Raw genomic sequence first — 21,600 nt, 5'->3', positions numbered from 1 at the left:
GACTGAATGCCGACAACACGCAGAAATTCGCACGGCGAGGAGATCCATCGTCTTCCCCTCTCCGCGACGTTGGCCCTTGGGGTCGTGATCCTGCTCGCCCTCATGGTCCTCTCGGTCTCGATCGGGCCTGTACGGGTCATGCTCGTCGATGTGTGGCACATCCTCTCGGCTCCACTTTTCGGTGGCGACGATTCGCTGAACCAGCGGGACGTTTCTGTGGTCTGGCAGTTGCGGGTCCCCCGCATTCTCCTTGGGGTGATGGTCGGGGCCGCTCTGGCGATCTCGGGTGCATGCCTTCAGAGCCTCTTCAACAATCCTCTGGCCGACCCCGGTATCGTCGGGGTCACCAGCGGGGCGTCCGTCGGCGCGGTCGGCGCGATCGTGCTGGCCGGTGGGTTCGCAACCGCGTGGGTTGTTCCTCTAGGCGCATTCGCAGCCGGCCTGGCCGTCACTGGGCTGATCTATCTCTTGGCCAGACCCGGCAGGACCACAGGTACGGCGAGGATGCTCCTCGTGGGAATCGCGGTTGGTTCAGCCTGCCAGGCCCTGGTCGGATTCTTCACCTACATTGCCGATGACTCGCAGCTTCAGACCCTGGTCTTTTGGCAGATGGGTTCGTTGGGACGGGCCAATTGGGCGCAGCTGGCTGCCGTTCTGCCGATTTTTCTTGTTGGCATGCTTTTGGTCCTTCGTTTGTCCAAGACTCTCGATGTACTGACTCTTGGCGAGCGTCAGGCTCAACACTTGGGCCTCAACGTCAAGGTCAGTCGATTCGTGGTGATCGTGACCACGGCACTGTTGACCGCGGCCGCCGTTGCATTCGCTGGGTCCATCGGTTTCGTCGGGCTCGTTGTCCCTCACATCATGCGCTTCATCGTCGGCCCTGGACACAAGGCGCTGCTGCCGGCCTCGGCAATCGCCGGAGCGGTTTTGGTCGTGGCCGCCGATGCCGCCTCGCGCACCCTGAACCCGCCGACCGAAATACCCATTGGTTTGTTCACGGCCGCGGTCGGCGCGCCCTTCTTCCTGTTCCTGATCCTTCGAGAGAAAAGGAGGATTTCATGATCCGCAAGGACCGCTCATCACGGAGGAAAATCAACCGAGCGCCCGAAGCAGATTCGGAGCCCGTGGCGAATACCTTGGCCACGGAGGGCGACATTGAACTCGGGGTCATCGACGTGACCTCCGCCGGTTACACGATCGGCGGCAAAACGCTGATTGACGACGTCACTTTCAGCCTCCGACCTGGGACGCTCACGGCGCTCGTGGGACCCAACGGCGCCGGCAAATCGACGATGTTGGGTCTGCTCGCGGGAGACTTCGAACCCAGCCGCGGAGAGATCCTTCTCTGCGGCCGCGCCCCCAGCCAATGGCACGCATTGGAGCTTGCCCGCCGGCGTTCCGTGATGCTTCAGCAGCAGACCACGCACTTCGGTTTCAGTGTGGAAGAAGCCGTGACAATGGGGCGTCTGCCGCACGACGTCGACGCTCAGCGTGACCACCAGATCGTCGAGGATGCGTTGCTCGGCTCGGATCTGGTCCGTCTGCGCCGTCGCGACGTCACGACACTTTCCGGGGGCGAGTCAGCGCGAGTAGCGTATGCCCGAACCGTCGCCCAAACCACCCCGATCATGCTCCTGGACGAGCCGACCGCCGCGATGGACCTCCAAAATCAGGAGTCTCTTCTCCGGTCCGCCAGGGACCTCGCGGACCGGGGCACCGCCCTGGTCGTGGTTCTGCACGACCTCAACCAGGCCGCCAGGTATGCGGACCGGGTTCTCATGTTCTCCCGGAGCCGACTGGTTGCCGACGGTTCTCCTCCCGATGTGCTGACCCCCGAACGCGTCGAGGAGGTCTACGGCCAGAAGGTCTACCTGATGGAACACCCGCAGACGGGTGCACCGGTTCTCATCCCGGCACACCGTTGATTCCGCACGGTGAGCGCACGGGCGATTCACCGAATCCAGTCCCTTCAACATGAAAGAAGTACGTAGATGACGTCCACAATGGGCCCCGGTCGAAGACCACTGGCCGACTTCCCCGGCATCCCGGAGGAATTCGCCCAAAAGTACCGCGAGGCGGGCTACTGGATCGATGAAACTCTCCAGGAATTCATCCTGGCCCGGTGCCGTGAATTCTCGGAACGGACCGCGGTGATTGCCCATAGCGCCCGAGCCTCCGAGGCAAGCAGCCTCGCTACCGTGACCTGGACCTATGCCCAGCTGGAGGAAGAAGCCCGACGCGCCGCCCGGGTGCTTGCGGACGCCGGAGCGGTTCCGGGGGACCGCGTCCTGCTGCAACTTCCGAACACGGCGGAGTATATGGCCTATATGTGCGGTTGTTTCCTCCTGGGAGTCGTACCCGTTTTCACCTTGCCCAAGCATCGTGCGATGGATCTGTGCCAGTTCGCCCGGAAGACCGACGCCGCCGCCCACGTGGTGTGTCAGGGCGCCGAAGACTTCGACTACCTCGACTTGTACCGCCGGTACGCGGGAGACCTGCGCGCGGAAGGGCTCGTGCCACCCGTCCTCGTCGAGGTCGGTGGGTACACGGGCGAGGTCGATGCCGACGTCGTCGTGGTCAGGCAGAGTCCTGAACCGTTGGCCGATTTGCCTGCACCGGTTCGGAACCGGGGCTCGGAGCGTCTGAGCGAAAATGTCGCATTCCTGCAACTTTCGGGCGGCACGACGGGCATCTCCAAACTCATCCCGAGAACCCATGCGGACTACCTGTACTCGGTTCGGGAATCGGACAGGATCTGCGGAGTCGACCAGGAAACCGTGATGCTCGTGGCACTTCCCGCGGCGCACAACTTCACCATGAGTTCCCCGGGCATCCTCGGTGTACTGCATGCGGGCGGAAGTCTCGTCTTTGCGGCGGATCCCAGCCCGCAGACCTCCTTCGGCTTGATCGAGCGTGAGCGTGTCACGATGGCTTCGCTCGTCCCTCCTCTCCTGCAAGCGTGGATTGCTTCGGCCCAGCGCAGGACCCCCGATCTCGGCAGTCTCGAATTGATTCAGGTCGGCGGCGCCAAGCTGGCACCGAGCGTCGCCGAAAAGGTCGTCCCCATTCTGGGTGCGAGGCTCCAACAGGTCTTCGGAATGGCGGAAGGTCTGGTCAATTACACTCGTGATTCCGACCCGGAAGAGGTTGTCCTCACAACCCAGGGACGTCCTATCAGCCCGGAGGACGAGATCGTCATACTCGACGACGACGATCAACCCGTCGCATCGGGCGAAGCGGGACATTTGCTGACCCGTGGCCCCTACACGATCCGCGGATACTACTTGGAAGAGAAGGCGAATCTCTTCAGCTTCACGGAGGAAGGCTACTACCGCACCGGCGACATCGTCCGGCGTCATCCGGACGGGCACCTCGAAGTGACCGGAAGAGCCAAGGACCAGATCAACAGGGCCGGTGAGAAGATCGCGGTCGACGAGATCGAGGATATCGCCCTGACAGCCGACGGAGTGGCCGATGCCGTCGTGGTCGGTATCGCGGATGAAGACGTGGGGGAGCGGGCCGGACTCGTGGTGATGCCGCAACCGGGCGCGAACTTCGGGTCGGACCCCAGATCCTATTTCCGAACGTATTTCCGAGAGCAGGGCGTGGCGGAATTCAAGATTCCCGAGCGTGTGGAAATCCGCGCGAGCCTTCCGATGACCAATGTCGGCAAGATTTCGCGTCGCCATTTGCGCACGGCCTTGGCCAAAGACATGGCCACCACCAGACCGTAATTGTCCGTCAACAGAAGGAGAAAAACCATGGTCGATGACTCGACCCTCAAGAACGTCCTGGCCCCTCACCTGAGCGAGGCAGGGTCCTTGGACAAAGCATTTGATGAACCCGAATCGAACCTCTTCGAACTGGGAATGGATTCCATTTCGGCCTTCGCCCTGTTGGATGACCTCCAGGACCACGGTGTGACCTTGGAATTCACCGAATTGATCGCCGATCCGAGCGTGAAGTTCCTGCGCGAAGCGTCAGAGAGGGGCTAGACGAAGTGCACCCCGAATGGTTTCCCCTCACGGACGCGGCCCTCGGGATCGGCTTCGCGACCACGCTCGACCCAGCCAATCCCTGCTACAACACGGCAGAGTGCATCGAATTCCCGACGTTGGCGGACGTTGACGCGTTGCGGGACGCGATCCTGACGGTGTACGCAGAAAACGAAGGTCTGCGGATCAGGCTCGTGCAACGAGGAAACGAACTCGGGTGGCAGCCGTTGAGCCTCGAGGAATTCGCCAGATCCGTGAATATCGCTCGAGTCGTGAGGTTGGACGCCCCCGCTGATGGAGCCAAAGAAGCGGTACTGGAATGGTGTTCCGGCACAGCAGGGCAAGCCCTGGACCTTGAGGCTGGCCAGACGGTCGATTCCGCGATTATCGAGTGCGGTGGACGCACCTGGTTCTATCACTGCGTCCACCACCTGGTCGCGGACGGCTTTGCGGCCTTCGACGCACTTCGCCGCGCCGGGCAGGTTTACGGTCAGATCACCGCCGGTCACCATCCTGAGCCGGCATCACGGCCTGGGCTGGCGGAGCTTCGGGCTCAAGATCTCGGCGACGCCGCCCGGCGTGCGAAGGACCAGGAGGCGTGGACGGACAGGCTCGAACGCGAAGGTCTTGAGGAAGATTTTTCGCTCGCCCAACGGCAGGCCCCACCCAGCCCACGTCCACATCGGGCAACACTTCCGATCGAACCCGAAATCCAGGATCGGCTGGTTTCGGTCGCGCGCGGCGCGGGAACTCAGTGGCCGGCCGGTGTTATCGCCGCGGTGGGATCCTATCTGGCCCGTGTTCTCGGTGTCGAAGAAGCCCGGTTCGGGGTGCCCCAGATGAATAGGGCTCTGCCCGGTGGGCCCCGGGTTGCGGCCCGGACATGTTGTACCGCGGTCAACATGCTTCCCGTGACGGTATCGGCAGTCTCCCAGCCTCGGGAGCAGCTTCTGGCGGTCCGCGAGCAAATGGTTTTCAACCAGACCCACGCCCTGGCCCGACAAGAAGATTTGGAACGCTATTGCACCCGGAGAGGTGGAAAGCTTTTCGGGGCGCAGATCAACGTCGTTCCTTTCGACGCCGTCCTACGGTTTGGCGGGCTGCAAGGGCGGGTCCACAACGTTACCGCCGGTCCGGTTCCGGATATGACCGTCTGCATGCGCGGAATGCCGGGACGGGGAAATGTGCTGAGCCTGGAGCTCACCGCGAATCCAGAGCTCTACGGACGCGATGAGGTCGATCGGCACGTCCGAAGGATCAAGAATTGGCTCGCCTCCTGGTCGCTGGCGGCCGTCGAGAACAGGAGCACTGCAGAGCTGGAGCAGGCACTGCCGGAGGAAATCGACGCGATCCTCGGATTCCAGGGGGCTGACGAATTCGTCGAGCACCGCACTTTGCTCCAGAGGTTCGAAATCCAAGCAGATCGGACGCCGGAAGCCGTAGCCCTTCGAGAGGGGCCCGTCTACGATGCCGACGGGCGCTTCGGTGGGAGGCAACGTACCTACGCCGAGTTGAAGTACGCCGCGCAGTCCGTGGCCCGGGGCCTGGTGCGAGCCGGCGTACGGCCTCAAGATGCGGTTGCCCTCAGGACAGAACGTGGCGTCGAACAGTTCGAGCTGCTTTACGGTGTCCTGTATGCCGGCGCCGTTTACCTGCCCATTGATCCTTCCCTTCCGGCCCAGCGCGTCGAAACGATGCTCGCCGACGCGCAGTGCACCGTCCTCGTCAACGGTCCGGCAATCGCAGGGCTGGATTTCGGGACGAGCCCTCAGACGGCGATCCGCCAAATCGACTCACGGGAGCTTGCTGGCTCTCTCGAGCGCGAGCCGGAAATCCACGGCGAAGACGGTGCATCGCCCTCCGCCTCCGGTGAGTATCCTGGCCATTCGACACGCCCGGGGGATCGGGCCTATATCCAGTTCACCTCCGGTTCTACCGGACGCCCCAAGGGCGTGCCCATAACCCACCGCGCTGTGGACAATAGGCTCCGTTGGCAGCAACATCTGATTCCGATCGGGGCGGGGGACCGAGTCGCGCACAAGACCGCGATCTCATTCGACGTCCACGTGTGGGAGCTGTACTGGCCCCTCCAGCACGGCGGAAGGATCGTGATCGCGGCCCCCGAAGGCCACAAGGATCCTGAGTACTTGGCACGACTTATGACCGAAGAACAGGTTACGTGCCTTCATTTCGTGCCCACGATGCTCTCTGCTTTCCTCACGACGCCGTCCGTGCGCCACATACTCTCGGGGGCTTCGACGTCGCTGAGATACCTCGTGTGCAGCGGCGAAGCCTTGACGAGGGAACAGGTTCGTGGTGCGCATGAGGTTCTGGGGGTCTACCCGCTCAACTTGTACGGACCCACCGAAGCCGCAATCGACGTCACCGCGTGGGACACGTCCCAAGACCCGAATGCCGGCGTGGTGCCGATCGGAAAACCCGCCTGGAACACCGGGTGTTACGTAGTCGATCCGACCGGCCACGTGTGCCCTCCTGGGGTTCCGGGAGAACTGTGTCTTTCCGGTGTCCAGATCATGTCCGGATACCTGAACCGACCTGAAGCCGATGAAGTGGCCTTAGGGAAGCTGAAGGTTGTGCATCCGGCACCATCTCGCTCTCACGACGACGCGGCGCCGAGGACCGAGAAACTGCGAATATATCGCACGGGCGATGTAGCCGTCTGGCGTGACGACGGTGTCCTCGAGTACCGCGGCCGACGCGACCACCAGATCAAGATCCGCGGGCAGCGCCTCGAACTCGGCGAGGTCGAGTCGGTCCTTACCGACGTCGCGGGCGTTCATGCCGCGGCCGTACTCGTCAAAGACATCGGCGGACAAGACGTCCTCGCGGCATTCGTTGAGACGGATTCGGGTGGGGCCGAAGAAACGCTTGCGGCGGCCCGAACCCACTGCGAGGAGAACCTGCCCGACTACATGGTTCCGACGTTGTGGTCGGCGCTTGACCGAATGCCGGTCACCTCTAACGGAAAAGCCGATCGCAGGGCCTTGGATACGCGAGAACTGGTCGTTCCGGACCAAGGCGGGGTTCCCCAGAATCTTCGGGAGCAGGTCATGTGCACGCTGTTCGGCAACGTGCTGAATATTCCCGCGGTCGGCCCGGAAACGGATTTCTTCACGGCGGGCGGGGCATCGCTGAGCGCCCTCGAATTGGGCATCCGGGTCGAAGAGCATTTCGGGCTGTCTTGTTCGCTGGCCAAAATCTTTGCTCATCCGACCCCACGGTCGCTGGCCGGGGCACTCGAGAAGCAAGGCTTCGGAGAACTCGCCCCTGCGCTGCAACTTCGCCGTGGACAGGACCCGGCATTGGCGCCGCTGGTTTTCTTGCCTCCGGCCGGCGGACTGGGCTGGTGCTATGCGTCGCTTCTGCAGTACCTCGATCCTGCTCGTTCGGTTTGGACCCTGCAAGCACCGCAATTTGCGATGCCCGAGGCGCCGTGGCCGGAGGATCTTGAAGCGTTGTCCGCGGAATATGCGAGATCCCTCAGGCAAGTGGCCCCGGACGGTTGTATCCTCGGGGGGTGGTCGGTCGGAGGGATCGCCGCGGTCGACGTCGCGGCTCGCGCTTCGGACTCCGGTCTTCCGGTCCAGAAAGTCGTACTCCTCGACGCGTATCCGCCGGCGTACTGGCTCACCCGACCGGAGCCCGCGGAATCGGATCTGTGGATCGCCCTGATGAGAATGGGCGGGATCGAGCCTGAGACTGTTCCATCCGGTCTGGAACAGACCGTCACGGCCTTGCGGGAGCACGGTTCTGCGTTGGCGAACCTGGACGACTCCGCGCTGCGCACCTGCATCGCGTCCGTGTGGAAAGCCATGGGATACACGAGAGGGGACTCACCGCGCAGATTCGACGGTCGCGTGGTTCTCTGCTCGGCACGTCAAACCCTCGAGGCCGGTGCCGACCCGACCGCGTGGGAGCCATTGTGCAGTTCTCTGGAAACACACGTGGTTGATGGCGATCATGCGGCGGTTCTGCGGGGCGGAAATGCGCATCGCATAGCTCGCTGGATCGAAGGTCTCTCCTCCGACCGCCGCGAGCGGGAAGCCGCGACGGTCATCGGAGCCTGACGTCTCCTCTACGAATGCCCCACCGGAACGGGGACGCCTGGAGACTGGCGTTCCTGGACGAGGGGGCACGTGAAGACGTCCTTCTTGCCGAGTCCCACGCGGTTGATGTAATCGGCGACACGAACGTAGGCCTGGAGCAGACTCGTCCGGGTGTACGTGATTCTGTGCTCCTCGCAGTACGCGGCGATCATCGGTGCGGCCTTCCGGAGATGGGGTCGCGGCATCGAGGGGAAAAGATGATGTTCGATCTGGTAATTGAGTCCGCCCATCGCGGTGTCCAGGAAGCGTGACCCCTTGATATTTCGGCTCATCAGAACCTGCCTTCTCAAAAAATCGATACGCATGTTCTTGGGGACAATCGGCATTCCCATGTGGTTCGGGGCAAAAGCCATACCCATGTAGAAACCGAAGAGTCCGAGTTGAACGCCCAAGAACGCACCGGCAACTCCGGGGGAGAGGACCCAGAAGACGAGAAGCACATAGCTGGTGAGGCGGACGGTGATCAGCGTGATCTCGGCCCACCGACGCTTGAGCTTCCCTGGCGCGGCCAATCGTTGGACGCTGGAAACATGGAGGGAGAGACCCTCCAGGAACAGTAGGGGAAAGAACAGGAGACCTTGGCGCCCGCGCACCCACGTCCTGAGACGTGAAGACTGGTGACTGTCGGCTTGTTCAGCGGTGACCGCGAAAATCGGGAGCTCAATATCCGGGTCCGATCCGGATTTGTTGGGATTGGCATGGTGCTTGGTGTGCTTGTGCTGCCACCACCCGTAGCTCATACCCACGAGGAAATCCACGAGGACGATGCTGATCCAGTCGTTCCACCGGCCGGATGCAAAGATTTGGCGGTGCGCGGCATCATGCCCCAGAAAGGCGATTTGTGTCAGTACGCAGGCCAACACGACGGCCGTGATCATTTGCCACCAAGTATCTCCGATGAGAATGAGCGCCAGAACTGTTGCAGAAAATGCTAGGAAAAGGCCAATTATTTTGGTCCAGTAATATCCATATCTCCGTCTCAACAAACCGCTCTGCCGAATATTCTTGGCAAGTTCGGTAAATTCTTGTGGGGCAGCTGTTCTGCCTCGTCGGGTGGATTGGGTACGAGAATTTGGCTCAGTGGCCATGATGTCCTCACATCTGGCGCCCTGGCCTTGCGCGTGAACGCGAAGACTGCAAAGGCGTCGATTGGTCCCACACCGTGCAGCACCCGATGAATGGGAAGGCCGCGCGGCAGAGAGGCAGGCTCCGGACATTTTCCGAGCGATCATGGGATTGCAATTCCTCTGTACCTGAATCATACAATCTTTTTCCGAACGCCAGCTGAAAATTCCTTTTTAATTTAATTCTTCGCGTGCTGTAGTCCGCGCAATATACGGCGTAGAGTTCATATATGGAAGAGCGAATAGAAAATATCCCGGATGAAGCTGGAATTCTGGGCCTGGGAGCGGTCATGACCGGATCCCTGCCGCCGACGCTCATGACCGACGAGGCGCCCCAGCAGTACATGGTCGACATCATGTTTACCCGTCGCCCAGTCAGCGACGAAATCGCTGCGATCACAGATCAGTCGACTCGAGATTTCCTGGTCGCGGCCGGTTATCCGGACGTCGCGCTCGACGTCGTGGACAGACGCCTCGAAGTCTCAGGGACCAACCTGGTCGAATTGCGAGACGGTCTGGCCACGGTGCTCAGCGAGCGACTGGCCATGATCGGCAGAGCGCTGCGTGGCGAGCGAAAAATTGCCAGGGATCAGGCCCTTCGAGACTCCGACTCCGAAGCCCACCGACTGTACCTCGTGAAGGATCTGGCCGAGCAGGTATCCTTCAAATTCCTCACGAGCGTCAACCAAGCCGCGCTCGAGCAGGACGAGGAAGATTGGGAGAATGAGGGTGGGGCAACCTCGTAGTCGGTCGTTCGGTCCGCGCTGTTCAGTCCAAGGTCCGATCCTCTCGGACATCGTCCCCTGTTCCCGAGCCGCTGGTTGAGTCGAGGCCCAGGGCCTGAACGATTGCGGCGATCGACTCGTCAGCTTCAGACTCCTCGAACCCGCGGGTGCACACCGCCAAATACCGGCACTCAGATGTGGCCGGGTTGCCGATGAAAGCGACGTCGTGGCGATAACCGGGGACCTCGCCGGACTTGGAACCCCACCGTACGCGGGGTCCAAGAACCCGCCCGATCGGAGGAACGGTCTGCGCTTCCAGGGCACGCACAATCTCGACCGTGACGGGATTCGGCAACCGAGGGCGGTCTCCGACGAGACCGGTCACGGCGCCGCGCATGAGGTGTACCAGATCCGCGGCCGACGTCTCGTTCGTCAGTCCGCGGATCTCGGCCGCGGAGTCCCCGATCAGCCGTTCGACTCGGGTGACCTGAAGATTCAGATCGTGGAACACCTCCGTGACGGTCTCGAGTCCCGTTTCCCGCAGCAGGATGTTGGTGGCTTCATTCGAGGATCGAGAAATCATGACACGGAGGAGCTGTGAGACGGCCAAGCAGGTGCCATCGTGGGGAAACTGGTCGTCCAGGTGGTCTCCCGAGAGGGTGAAAGGCTCTCCGTCCACACCTCTGAAGGTTCTCGTAGCCGCGAAATTCGTCTCGAGGCTCAGCGAGCCGTCACGGACGTGCCGTCCGACGGCCAGCGCGACGCCCAATTTGATGGTCGACGCGGCATAGTAGACCTTCTGGGGCGATCGGCTCGCCAGTATTCTGCCGTCGGCATCGGTCAGAACGAAGCTCGTGGACGGCTCCAACGGAAGGTGATCTGCCATACATTCGAACTTAGCAGTTCGCTGCGTAGCGAGTCTGCCAAGGCCGTCACGGACCGCCGGGTTTGGGGCCCGGCTGGTCGCCGGGAGCGTTTCCGCCACCGGTCCGTTGCGCGAGTTTCTGTTTGGCCTCTCCGATCGCGTTTCCCACGGTCGATGCATACAGTTCCTGACCCGCCGCCTCGGGATGGACACCGTCCGAGACCAAAAGCTCCGGTTGGCCGTCGGAAGCCTTTGCCCAGTCCGCGACGACGATTTTGTCGTTTCCGGATCCGGCAGCGCGGATTGCGTCGTTCGATGGGCCGACCCAATCGAGTTTCTCGGGCGCTTGGCCCGTGACCAGGACGACCTCGCGTGTCTCGCCCGATTCCGAGATCGTGGTCAGTTTGTCGATGTCCTCGGATGAGACCTCGGCATTGGTCGACAGCGAAATCACCACGATCCGCCCCAGGGTTCCCTGATCGAGTCGTTTGCGTGCTAGGTCTATCCCAGCGGACATGTTTCTGCTGACCGCGGCATCGACGTCTATGCCTGGCGCATGGGACTGCAACGCGTCCGCAGAGGCAAGTGTCACGGAATCGCCGATCATCGTGACGTCCTCTCCTCCAGGCGACGGACGGTACGCTTCGGGCCCCGAGGAGCTGGGGGACGGCGAGGGCGACTCGGTCGACTTCAGGGCTTCCCGACCTTGTGCGATCACGGATTGTGCTTGCGTCTTTTGCGGGGCGTTCAGGCAGGCCGCGACCGTTCCCGTGACCGCGCACACCACGAGCGCCATTGATGCGATCGCGGCCCATCGGGCGCGAACGGGCCGGCCGAAAGCCCGGAAAAATGCATTTGCGGCTCCGAGGAAGCCTTTTCGGCGAACGGGCTGCTCGAGCCATCGGTAGGACAGCGCCGCAACGATGATTGTCAGGATCAGGACCAGGACGTTTTTGACCTGGTCGGGAACGGTGGGGGCGCCGTAGTGCAACAGAGTCATCACAGGCCAGTGCCATAAGTACAGACCGTAGGATCGTTTGCCGAGCCATTCCAAAGGGCTGAGGGACAAGAGCCGACGAAGCCATTCTGCACCGATGCCGCGAACGTCCGGAAGCAGAGTCTGAATGACCCCCAGGCCTAGAAGCGAAGCGCCCAGGAGGCCCCATGGCGCCAGAATCGTGGGTTCGTCCTCGGTGAGGATGCGAGCGAACACGGGAAGAAGGAAGAGGCTGGCCCAGCCCGCAAGGATTCGGAATACGTTGAGCGCGGGCATGTACCGCTGCTCGAGGGCCCGCACCCGAATTCCGGGGCGCGGCGGGTACATGCTCCACGGGATCATCAGTGCGAGGACCGCACCCGTCATCAGGCCGAATGCGTGGGTGTCCAGACCGTAGTATCCACGTGTCATATCTGGCTCAAAGTGGTTCCACAACACCATGGCGGAGATCGAGGCGACACAGAGCAAAGCGGGTACCAGCGTGCGTTTCTTCCACGACATCACCAGCATGCAGGTCGTGACGAGGATGACCGGCCAGGCCAAATAGAATTGTTCCTCGAGTGCCAGCGACCAGAAATTGGTGTACAGCTCGAGCGAAGTTTTCGAAAAATAATCGTTGCCCGCGACGATGCTCGCCCAATTCGACGTATACGTCAGGGCCGAGATCACTTGCCGCGGCATATGGACCAGGATGTCGCCGCCGATCAGGAACGCGACGCTCGTACAGATGAGAACGCAGGAGACCATTGCCGGTATCAGCCGACGCAATCGCCGCATCCAGAACTGGGGTAGGTGCATTTTTCCGGTGTACGCGGCTTCTCGCAGCAGCAGTGCGGTGATCAAGTAACCGGAAATCACAAAGAACAGATCGACCCCGATCAGCCCACCTGGCAATGCTCTCGGCCACAAGTGGTAAATCACCACTGAAATCACCGCGATAGCTCGAAGCCCATCAAGCCCCCTCAGGTGGAAGCGCTCTTGTCCTGCCTCGGGTGGTACGGGCGACGCAAAAAGGGACGACGAATTCATGAAGAGGGCAGAAATCCTTGGTGAGTGTGGTTTACCGGGAGTTCGAGGAAACTTCCCTGAACATGGTAATCACGTGAGGGCGGTTCCTGCTTCCCGGACGGTTGAGGCTTTCCTCATGAACTGGTCCGCCGCAACTCGGTGACCGACATATGCGGCGATAGGGTGGGAAGCATGACTGACGTGATCAAAGTTGCAGTACTCGGTGCGGCGGGCCGCATGGGCTCAGAAGCCGTCAAAGCCGTCAAAAATGCGGAAGATATGGAACTGGTGGCGGCCCTGGGCTCTCAGGATCGCCTCGAGGACCTGGGGAAATCGGGGGCGGACGTCGTCGTTGACCTCACGGTCCCCTCGGCCAGCGAGGAAAACGTCCGATACGCGGTCGAGCACGGAATGCACGCCGTTGTCGGGACGACGGGCTGGGATGAGACCAAACTCGACCGGTTGGGGAAGCTGCTCGCAGAACATGCGGGAACGGGCGTTCTGATTGCCCCCAACTTCGCCATCGGCGCGGTCCTCGCGGGAAAATTCGCCGCGACCGCGAGCAAATATTTCGAGTCCGTCGAAGTCATCGAATTGCACCACCCTCAGAAATTGGACGCTCCTTCCGGAACCGCGGCGCACACCGCGCACGAGATCGCCGAGGCCCGGAAAAGTGCCGGACGCGGGCCGAGCCCCGACGCGACACAGTCCGACCCTCAGGGCGCTCGGGGCGCCGTCGTGGAAGATGTGCATGTCCATGCCGTGCGCTTACGCGGTTTGGTTGCCCATGAGGAGATCCTTCTGGGGGATGAGGGGCAGCAACTGTCGATTCGTCACGACTCGTTCGACCGAGTCTCCTTCATGCCAGGGGTTCTTCTGGGAATACGGACCGTTGGTGACCGCCCGGGGCTGACACACGGGCTCGACGGCTACCTGGACCTGGACTGAAGCGTGCGCGGACTCAAGATTTTCACGGCCGCGGCGGTCGTTCTGGTCGCAATCACCGTCTGGTTGCTCCCCGTACCTCCCGGGACGCGACTTTTCATTCTTGTCATCCTGGCGTTCAGTGCGGCTTTCGTCTTCATTGATTCGACCAACAAGGGCAAAACTTTCGCGGCCATCACGGTCGCGCTGCTCGCCCTGTACTTGGTCCTGACCTTGCAGCGAGGCATCCTTCTGGTGGCTTCGGGCGACATCGCGGGAATCCTGCTTGGTGCCGGTTTGATCGTGCTTCCGCTGATAGGCGCTTGGGCACTGATCCGGGAAGTCCTGTTCGGAGTGCGCGTCCAACAACTCGCCGCAATCCTGGGACGAGAAGGAGGCCTGCCCGAGGACAATCTGCCGCGCACTGCCTCTGGCGGTATCGACCGGGATGCCGCGGATGCGGAGTTTCCGGTGTACCAGCAGGAAGTCGAGGCCGACCCCGAAAATTGGCGCACGTGGTTCCGGCTGTCCTGTGCCTACGACGCGGCCGGAGACCGCAAGAGGGCAAGACGCTCCATGCGTGACGCCGTGGCTTTGTATCAGGGCAGGGCCGCCGGTGCTTTGTCGCAAGGCGAGGAGGCGTGAATTTGCTGTAGCCTGGGAGACATGTCTGAGTCTTCGATCGAGAACACAGCCCCCGTTGAGCCCCTGTTCGGTCGCCTCCTGACCGCGATGGTCACTCCTTTCGCGGCGGACGGATCCGTGGACGAGAAAGCCACCGCCGAGCTCGCCCAAGAGCTCGTCGCGCGCGGCAACGATGGTCTCGTCGTCTGCGGAACCACAGGCGAATACTCGACCATGACGGACGAGGAGAACGCCCGTGTCTTCCGCATCGTCAAGGACGCCGTGGGGGACAAGGCTTCGATTATCGCTGGTGTCGGCTCCAACGACACTCAGCACACGATTCATGTAGCGTCGCTCGCTGAAGAAGTCGGCGTCGACGGTCTCCTGGTCGTCACCCCGTATTACAACAAGCCGACTCAGTCGGGACTTCTGGCGCACTTCCGCACCGTGGCCGACTCGGTCAAGACCCCGATCATGTTGTACGACATCCCCGGCCGCGCCGGGATCCAGATCGCGCCCGAAACCATGGTCGCGCTCGCAGAACACCCGAATATTGTTGCCGTCAAAGATGCCAAGGCAGATTTCGCGAGCGCAACCGAAGTGATGTCTCGGACGGACCTTCAGTTTTACTCGGGCGACGACGGATTGACCCTCCCCTGGATGGCCATCGGTGCGCAGGGACTCATCGGAGTGACCACGCACGTGATTCCGGAGCAGTTCCGCGATCTCATCGATTCCGTCGTTCGGGGCGATCTGGCCACCGCGCAGCGAATCCATCGGGATGTACATCCGGTCGTCACCGCGACCATGACCCGGGTTCCCGGGGCCGTGGCCGCCAAAACAATTCTTCAATGGCAGGGAAGGCTCGCAACCAATACGGTGCGCCTGCCGCACGTTGAACCCACCGAGGCGGAGACCGCACGAATTCGGTCAGACCTCGAAGGGTCAGTCGCCGCCTCAAGCATCGAATAACCTCACGGGCCCCGCTGCAGAGCCGGCGGGGCCTTCATCATCAGAAAGGGGTCCCGTGACCCAGATACCTACCGATTTGCCCAAACCTCCGAAGCTGCAAAAGGACACTCTGCGTGTTCTGGCCCTCGGCGGACTGGGTGAGATAGGCCGCAACATGACGGTCTACGAACTCAACGGCAAGCTCCTGGTCGTAGACTGCGGTGTTCTCTTCCCAGAGGAGACCCAGCCTGGCGTCGACCTGATCCTGCCGGATCTGAACCATATTCTTGATCGTCTCGACGACATCGTTGCCATTGTCCTGACCCACGGTCACGAGGACCACATCGGCGCGGTTCCGTATCTGCTCAAGCGTCGGCCCGATATCCCCTTGATCGGTTCGCAGCTGACTCTGGCCCTGGTTGAGGCGAAGCTTCAGGAGCACCGTATTCGCTCGACGTCCATGGCCGTCGCGGAAGGCGATGTCGAGGATCTCAAGCCGTTCGAATGCGAATTCGTGGCCGTGAACCATTCGATTCCGGATGCCTTGGCTGTCTTCATCAGAACCAAGGCCGGGACGGTATTGCACACCGGCGACTTCAAGATGGATCAGCTTCCTCTGGACGGTCGCATCACCGACTTGCGTCACTTCTCCCGACTGGGTGAGGAAGGCGTCGATCTTTTCCTTCCGGATTCGACCAACGCGGAGGTCCCTGGGTTCACTCCTACGGAGAAGAACATCGGTCCGGTGCTCTCCGACGTCTTCCGGGACGCCCCCAAACGCATCATTGTGGCTTCCTTCTCCTCTCACGTTCACCGTGTTCAGCAGGTGATCGACGCCGCGGTCGAGCGAGGCCGTAAGGTAGCGCTGTGCGGCCGCTCGATGGTCCGCAATATGTCGATCGCCGAGAAGCTCGGCTACTTGCACGTTCCGGAGAACGTCCTGATCGATCTCAAGCACGTGGACAATTACCGCGATGACGAGGTTGTTCTGATGTGCACCGGTTCTCAGGGAGAACCCATGGCTGCGTTGTCCCGCATGGCCAGTGGGGACCATAGGATCCAGATCGACCAGGACGACACGATCGTGTTGGCCTCGTCCTTGATTCCTGGCAATGAGAACAGCGTGTTCCGGGTGATCAATGGCTTGCTCAAATTGGGTGCGAATGTGATCCACAAGGGCAATGCCAAGGTTCACGTCTCGGGCCACGCGGCCGCGGGCGAATTGTTGTACTGCTACAACATCCTCGAGCCGAATTACGTCCTTCCAGTCCACGGCGAAGTCCGTCACCTGATTGCGAACGGCAAGCTCGCGATGGAAACCGGTGTCCCCGAGGAGAACGTTCTCCTGGGCGAAAGCGGCATCGCGGTGGACATGAAGAACGGGCAGGCCCGGATCGTGGGCGCCGTCGATTGTGGCTATGTCTACGTTGATGGCAAGTCCGTGGGCGAAATCACGGACCAGGACCTCAAGGACCGCCGCACGTTGGGCGAAGAAGGCTTCGTCTCGATCGTGATTGTGGTCGATCGCAAGACCAAACGCGTCGTTGCAGGACCGGATATCCACGCCCGAGGCGTTGCAGAAGAAGACGCCGTTTTCTCGCCGATGATTCCCAAGATCACGGAGGCGCTCGAGGACGCTCTTCAGGAGCAGTCCGCCAAGCGCGTGACCAATCACCAGATGCAGCAGATCGTGCGCCGTACGATTGGCCAATGGATTGGTCGGAAGCTTCGTCGCAAACCGATGATCATCCCCGTGGTCGTGGAGGCCAATCAGGAGAAGTAGAGACGAATATCTCGCGGCGCAGAGCCACGAGCCGAGGGCGGTAATCCACAGATTCGCGCGGTTTTGACCGGAGCGAGTGTGGGTTCCGCCCTCATCGTCTACCCTGGAAGATATGGCGACTCGTACTTCCCCCACCCCTCAAAAGGGCGCATCGCAGTCGCGGCGTTCGTCGAGCGGCACCAAAAAAGCCGCCACTCGTTCTTCGCGTGCGACCACTAGCGCACCCGATCAGCCCAACTGGCTCATCCGGGCGATCCTCGGCGCGTGGGTTGGTTGTGCCCATCTCGTCGGCGGCGCAATCCGTCGAATGGGCACGTTGCGCACCGAATTGGCTCCTGAGGATCGGCGCGACGGCGGCGCCCTCCTGATGTTCATTTTGGCCCTGGTCACCGCGGCCGTCGAATGGTGGAGCCTTGCTTCCGTCGGGGTGCAGGCTGTGTCCTGGCCGGCCACGGCTTGGCATGCTGTGGTGGCCGGAACCTTCGGGCATATGGCGCTCGTCGCGCCCGTGATGCTCGGCGGCTTCGCGATCCGTGCCTTCAGACGCCCGACGGATATGGGCGCCAACAACCGCATTGCCGTCGGGTTGCTTCTCATGGTGATCAGCGGTTCGGCCCTCTTCGACTTGGCTGCCGGATCCCCGAGCATCGATTCGGGACTGGACGCCATTCGCGGGGGAGGAGGCATAGTCGGTTTGTTGGCCGGGGCCACGTTCTCCAAGCTGGTCACGGTTCCCGGCGCCGTCGCGATCCACATTCTCCTGGCTCTGATCTCGGTCCTGATCATCACCGCGACGCCGATTCGTCAGATCGTGCCGAATATTCAAGCAGCTTTCGCCCGGTTGGTCGGTGAGAAGCCTCAGCGTCAGGGAACCGACGTCTCTGCGCCGGAGCATGATCGCAGCTACCTCGACGAGGGCCATGACGAGGCGAAGACGACCAAACCCAAGCGTTCCTTGTTCGGACGGCGCAAGAAGACCGAGGAAGATTCGGGTCCCCTGGACACCTACGTGGGTGACGAGGCCTTTACGAGGGCAGTGGTCGACAAGAATGCCTCCACGGCGGATCCGCACGGTGGCCGTTTGGCAACCGCGCCCACCGAGGTGTTCGATCACCATCGCGATTCCGCGGCCGCTGGCGCCAAACCGCAGAAGAGAAAGAAGTCCGAGCTCTTCGACCTGGGCAAGTTCAATCGTGCGCGTGCCGCTCGGGATGGCGGGGAAGAATCGGGTGAGACTGCCGAAGCCGTCCAGGAGGACCTGGACCGGACCCGCGTGATCCAGAGTCCGGACGGAGACGCTACCGAGGTCCTTTCTCCCCAGCAGGCGGCGCCCCAGCGGAAGGCTCCTCAGGAGCCCGAGGAGCCGAATACTCAGTTCGAGGACCCCCACGAGGGCGTCTCTCCTTTGGTCGAAAAACCGAATCCTAAGGAAGCCGAGACTTTCTCATCGAGTGCACCCGCACCGTCGGACGAAAGCATCCCTCATGCACAGCCACAGCGGGATGCGGCCCGTGAGGCCGCGCTATCGACCACGGATTATGTTCTGCCGCAGCAAAAGATGCTGATCCAGGGTCCTCCGGCCAAGGAACGCTCGGAAGTCAACGACTCCGTGGTCGAGTCCTTGACCAACGTCCTGGAGCAGTTCAAGGTCGATGCCCAGGTCACCGGGTTCTCTCGCGGTCCGACCGTGACTCGGTACGAGATCGAGCTGGGGTCGGGGACCAAGGTCGAACGCGTGACGGCCCTGTCCAAGAACATCTCGTACGCGGTCGCCAGTGCCGATGTCCGGATTCTCTCGCCGATTCCCGGCAAATCCGCGATCGGCATCGAGATTCCGAATACCGACCGGGAAACCGTCGCTTTGGGCGACGTTCTGCGGTCCAACAAGGCCCACGCCTCTCCGCACCCCATGGTCATGGGTGTCGGGAAGGACGTCGAGGGCGGTTTCGTCGTCGCGAACCTCGCCAAGATGCCGCACATGCTCGTCGCCGGTGCCACCGGTGCCGGTAAGTCATCCTTCGTGAACTCGATGATCACCTCGATTCTGATGCGTTCGACCCCTGACGAAGTTCGTCTGGTCATGGTCGATCCCAAGCGCGTCGAGCTCACGGCTTATGAGGGTGTACCGCACCTGATCACCCCGATCATCACCAACCCGAAGAAAGCGGCAGAAGCTCTGCAGTGGGTCGTCCGGGAAATGGACGCCCGTTACGACGACCTGTCCCATTTCGGGTTCAAGCACATTGACGACTTCAACAAGGCCGTTCGCGAGGGGAAGGTTCAACCGGAACCCGGTTCCAAACGTAAAATCCGCCCCTATCCGTACCTCTTGGTGATCGTGGACGAGTTGGCCGACCTCATGATGGTCGCTCCGCGCGATGTGGAAGACGCCATCGTCCGCATCACCCAGCTGGCGCGTGCCGCGGGTATCCACCTGGTCCTCGCGACTCAGCGCCCTTCAGTGGACGTGGTTACGGGCCTGATCAAGGCGAACGTGCCGTCCCGCATGGCGTTCGCTACCTCATCCGTCACGGACTCCCGAGTGGTCCTGGACCAGGCGGGCGCGGAGAAGCTGATCGGTCAGGGTGACGCTCTCTTCCTTCCGATGGGTGCGTCCAAGCCCATGCGTGTGCAGGGCGCATGGGTCACCGAATCGGAGATCCACGACGTCGTCGAGCACGTCAAGACTCAGATGCCCGTGAGCTATCGTTCGGACGTGATCCAGGACCAGCCGAAGAAGAAGATCGACGACGACATCGGCGACGACCTCGACGTCCTTCTTCAGGCCGCCGAACTCATCATCAACTCGCAGTTCGGGTCGACCTCGATGTTGCAGCGCAAGCTGCGCGTGGGCTTCGCCAAGGCGGGCCGCCTCATGGACCTTTTGGAGTCCCGCGAAATCGTGGGGCCGTCCGAGGGGTCCAAGGCCCGTGACGTCCTTGTATCTCCGGACGACCTTCCGGCTGCTCTGGCCAAACTCAGGGGCGAGGAGCCGCCCGAATCCTCCGGAGACGGTGGTGCGAATCCTGGAGGGGACCCCGTGGAAGAATCCTTGCAGAACGTCGCGCCGGACTACAACGATCACGCAGACGAGTCGAATGGGGACAATGACGCGTGGCAGCTGACCGGCCGATGAGACCGAAAATTGAAGGCCCGTGGAAGGGACACTCATGAGCACCGCAAAAGAACCCGAGGAGACGTCCAAACCGTCGAACCTCAACCTGCCGAATGCTCTGACCACGGTCCGGATCGTGATGGTTCCGTTCTTCGTGTGGTTCTTGGTCGCAGGTGGGCATTTCGGCGAGACTTCGATGTGGATGCGATGGGCGGCCGTCGTGATTTTCGGAGTGGCGATGTACACGGACAAGCTCGACGGGGACATTGCCCGTTCGAGAAATTTGATCACCGATTACGGCAAGATCGCCGATCCCATAGCGGACAAGCTCCTGACGGGAGCGGCATTCGTGGTGTTGTCGATCTTGGGCGAACTCTGGTGGTGGGTCACCATCGTGATTCTGATCCGCGAGTGGGGAATCACCGTCATGCGATTCTTCGTGATTCGGTACGGAGTCATGGCCGCTTCCAAGGGGGGCAAACTCAAGACAGTTCTCCAAACGATCGCACTCATTCTGTTCATTCTTCCGCTCGGTGCACTCGGGTGGTGGGCCATGATCCCGGGGTGGATCGTGATGGCCGCGGTCGTCGTTGTCACCGTAGTGACTGGCATCGACTATGTGGCGAAGGCGGTCACCCTGCGGCGTGATTACCTGGCTGAGAACGGACGGTCATGAGCCGAATGGGCGTTCCCGAGACGGAATCCGCAGCATCCTTGGCGGCCAGAATCGTCGCGTCGGCGACTGTATCGGGTCAGACCATATCCACGGCGGAATCGTTGACGGCCGGTATGGTCGCATCAACCATCTGCTCGGTCTCCGGGGCCTCGGCAGCCTTCTGGGGAGGCGTGGTGTCCTACGACAACTCCGTCAAGGCGGGGGTTCTCGGGGTTCGGGAGAGCCTGCTGGCCGACAAAGGGTCGGTAGACCCCGACGTCGCTCGGGCCATGGCGGCCGGTGCGCGGCATGTCTGCGGCACTGATTGGGGGATCTCTACGACAGGAGTCGCCGGCCCCGAGCCCCACGACGGCAAACCCGTAGGATTGGTCTATATCGGTTGTGCGAGCCCGCTTGGTTTCGCAACGAAGGAACTGCGCTTTCACGGTGACCGGGCGGAGATCCGCGAGCAAAGCGTTCGGGCAGCCCTGCGTCTCCTGCTGGAAACGATGATCCTGGACGCCTGAAACGCGGTTCCCACAGCATGCCCAGGATATTCCCAGGCACCTTTCGCCATGAGCGGGAATGAATTCACAGGAAACTTGGTTTGAATAACTGTGACGGTGTGAAGATGATCCGTCCACAGGCCTAACGAGAACGTCAGAACTGCATTAGGCTGAAGAAATCCAGTGGCACTCAATACT

At 61.7% G+C, this 21,600-nt stretch carries 16 protein-coding genes; 13 read left to right on the top strand and 3 right to left on the bottom strand.

Annotated elements, in window-relative coordinates; all coding sequences use genetic code 11:
* Positions 1-6 precede the first annotated feature (6 nt).
* The 5 genes from EWR20_RS10335 to EWR20_RS10315 all read left to right on the top strand — a co-directional run bounded on the left by EWR20_RS10335 (position 7) and on the right by EWR20_RS10315 (position 8,086).
* Positions 7-1,065: a FecCD family ABC transporter permease gene (locus EWR20_RS10335; RefSeq protein WP_129360599.1), complete on the top strand. Its 1,059-nt coding sequence runs from the start codon at positions 7-9 to the stop codon at positions 1,063-1,065.
* Complete coding sequence (locus tag EWR20_RS10330) at positions 1,062-1,928, top strand: heme ABC transporter ATP-binding protein (RefSeq protein WP_202864805.1); 867 nt, start codon at positions 1,062-1,064, stop codon at positions 1,926-1,928. The genes EWR20_RS10335 and EWR20_RS10330 overlap by 4 nt, the downstream gene beginning before the upstream one ends.
* Positions 1,929-1,994: 66 nt before the next feature.
* A complete protein-coding gene (locus EWR20_RS10325) occupies positions 1,995-3,737 on the top strand; it encodes a (2,3-dihydroxybenzoyl)adenylate synthase (protein WP_193553890.1) in 1,743 nt (580 codons plus the stop codon).
* Positions 3,738-3,764: 27 nt separating this feature from the next.
* On the top strand, positions 3,765-3,998 hold the full coding sequence (locus EWR20_RS10320) for a phosphopantetheine-binding protein (protein ID WP_129360598.1): 234 nt from the start codon (positions 3,765-3,767) through the stop codon (positions 3,996-3,998).
* Between the two features lie 5 nt (positions 3,999-4,003).
* Positions 4,004-8,086: a non-ribosomal peptide synthetase gene (locus tag EWR20_RS10315; RefSeq protein ID WP_129360597.1), complete on the top strand. Its 4,083-nt coding sequence runs from the start codon at positions 4,004-4,006 to the stop codon at positions 8,084-8,086.
* 8 nt (positions 8,087-8,094) lie between these two features.
* Here EWR20_RS10315 and EWR20_RS10310 read toward each other — a convergent pair whose 3' ends face one another.
* A complete protein-coding gene (locus EWR20_RS10310; protein WP_238147704.1) occupies positions 8,095-9,003 on the bottom strand; it encodes a fatty acid desaturase family protein in 909 nt (302 codons plus the stop codon).
* A 476-nt stretch (positions 9,004-9,479) separates the two neighbouring features.
* Here EWR20_RS10310 and EWR20_RS10305 point away from each other — a divergent pair, with 476 nt between their 5' ends.
* The gene (locus tag EWR20_RS10305) at positions 9,480-9,995 is read left to right on the top strand and encodes a hypothetical protein (RefSeq protein ID WP_129360595.1); all 516 of its coding nucleotides are present in this window, start codon (positions 9,480-9,482) and stop codon (positions 9,993-9,995) included.
* Positions 9,996-10,017: 22 nt separating this feature from the next.
* Here EWR20_RS10305 and EWR20_RS10300 read toward each other — a convergent pair whose 3' ends face one another.
* Both EWR20_RS10300 and EWR20_RS10295 read right to left on the bottom strand, forming a co-directional pair.
* Complete coding sequence (locus tag EWR20_RS10300) at positions 10,018-10,860, bottom strand: serine hydrolase (RefSeq protein WP_129360594.1); 843 nt, start codon at positions 10,858-10,860, stop codon at positions 10,018-10,020.
* Between the two features lie 46 nt (positions 10,861-10,906).
* Positions 10,907-12,865: an acyltransferase family protein gene (locus EWR20_RS10295; protein WP_129360593.1), complete on the bottom strand. Its 1,959-nt coding sequence runs from the start codon at positions 12,863-12,865 to the stop codon at positions 10,907-10,909.
* Positions 12,866-13,036: 171 nt separating this feature from the next.
* Between EWR20_RS10295 and dapB the strand changes: the two genes are divergently transcribed.
* From dapB to EWR20_RS10260, 7 genes are all read left to right on the top strand, one after another.
* Positions 13,037-13,792, top strand: coding sequence for a 4-hydroxy-tetrahydrodipicolinate reductase (gene dapB / locus EWR20_RS10290; RefSeq protein ID WP_129360592.1), 756 nt, complete (start codon positions 13,037-13,039; stop codon positions 13,790-13,792).
* Positions 13,793-13,795: 3 nt separating this feature from the next.
* A complete protein-coding gene (locus EWR20_RS10285) occupies positions 13,796-14,413 on the top strand; it encodes a hypothetical protein (protein WP_129360591.1) in 618 nt (205 codons plus the stop codon).
* A 21-nt stretch (positions 14,414-14,434) separates the two neighbouring features.
* Positions 14,435-15,364 (top strand): 4-hydroxy-tetrahydrodipicolinate synthase, encoded by a 930-nt coding sequence (dapA, locus tag EWR20_RS10280; protein WP_129360590.1) that lies wholly within the window; start codon positions 14,435-14,437, stop codon positions 15,362-15,364.
* Between the two features lie 55 nt (positions 15,365-15,419).
* Entirely contained in the window at positions 15,420-17,126 is a 1,707-nt protein-coding gene (locus tag EWR20_RS10275) for a ribonuclease J (RefSeq protein WP_129360589.1), read from the top strand.
* Between the two features lie 112 nt (positions 17,127-17,238).
* On the top strand, positions 17,239-20,262 hold the full coding sequence (locus EWR20_RS10270; RefSeq protein ID WP_129360588.1) for a DNA translocase FtsK: 3,024 nt from the start codon (positions 17,239-17,241) through the stop codon (positions 20,260-20,262).
* A gap of 34 nt (positions 20,263-20,296) precedes the next feature.
* Positions 20,297-20,917, top strand: a complete 621-nt coding sequence (pgsA, locus tag EWR20_RS10265; protein WP_129360587.1) for a CDP-diacylglycerol--glycerol-3-phosphate 3-phosphatidyltransferase — start codon at positions 20,297-20,299, stop codon at positions 20,915-20,917.
* Entirely contained in the window at positions 20,914-21,423 is a 510-nt protein-coding gene (locus EWR20_RS10260) for a CinA family protein (RefSeq protein ID WP_129360586.1), read from the top strand. The genes pgsA and EWR20_RS10260 overlap by 4 nt, the downstream gene beginning before the upstream one ends.
* The last annotated feature ends 177 nt before the right edge of the window (positions 21,424-21,600 follow it).

Source organism: Rothia uropygioeca, assembly GCF_004136585.1.
In the GTDB taxonomy this organism is placed as follows: domain Bacteria; phylum Actinomycetota; class Actinomycetes; order Actinomycetales; family Micrococcaceae; genus Rothia.
This window is presented reverse-complemented; position numbering and strand designations above follow the sequence as displayed.

Excerpts from the sequence above, each read along its gene's own strand:
- EWR20_RS10320 (WP_129360598.1), top strand. The coding sequence starts at position 3,765 with ATGGTCGATGACTCGACCCTCAAGAACGTCCTGGCCCCTCACCTGAGC.
- EWR20_RS10260 (WP_129360586.1), top strand. The coding sequence starts at position 20,914 with ATGAGCCGAATGGGCGTTCCCGAGACGGAATCCGCAGCATCCTTGGCG.
- dapB (WP_129360592.1), top strand. The coding sequence starts at position 13,037 with ATGACTGACGTGATCAAAGTTGCAGTACTCGGTGCGGCGGGCCGCATG.
- EWR20_RS10270 (WP_129360588.1), top strand. The coding sequence starts at position 17,239 with ATGGCGACTCGTACTTCCCCCACCCCTCAAAAGGGCGCATCGCAGTCG.
- EWR20_RS10330 (WP_202864805.1), top strand. The coding sequence starts at position 1,062 with ATGATCCGCAAGGACCGCTCATCACGGAGGAAAATCAACCGAGCGCCC.
- EWR20_RS10300 (WP_129360594.1), bottom strand. The coding sequence starts at position 10,860 with ATGGCAGATCACCTTCCGTTGGAGCCGTCCACGAGCTTCGTTCTGACC.
- EWR20_RS10335 (WP_129360599.1), top strand. The coding sequence starts at position 7 with ATGCCGACAACACGCAGAAATTCGCACGGCGAGGAGATCCATCGTCTT.
- EWR20_RS10295 (WP_129360593.1), bottom strand. The coding sequence starts at position 12,865 with ATGAATTCGTCGTCCCTTTTTGCGTCGCCCGTACCACCCGAGGCAGGA.
- dapA (WP_129360590.1), top strand. The coding sequence starts at position 14,435 with ATGTCTGAGTCTTCGATCGAGAACACAGCCCCCGTTGAGCCCCTGTTC.
- EWR20_RS10325 (WP_193553890.1), top strand. The coding sequence starts at position 1,995 with ATGACGTCCACAATGGGCCCCGGTCGAAGACCACTGGCCGACTTCCCC.
- pgsA (WP_129360587.1), top strand. The coding sequence starts at position 20,297 with ATGAGCACCGCAAAAGAACCCGAGGAGACGTCCAAACCGTCGAACCTC.
- EWR20_RS10305 (WP_129360595.1), top strand. The coding sequence starts at position 9,480 with ATGGAAGAGCGAATAGAAAATATCCCGGATGAAGCTGGAATTCTGGGC.
- EWR20_RS10310 (WP_238147704.1), bottom strand. The coding sequence starts at position 9,003 with ATGATCACGGCCGTCGTGTTGGCCTGCGTACTGACACAAATCGCCTTT.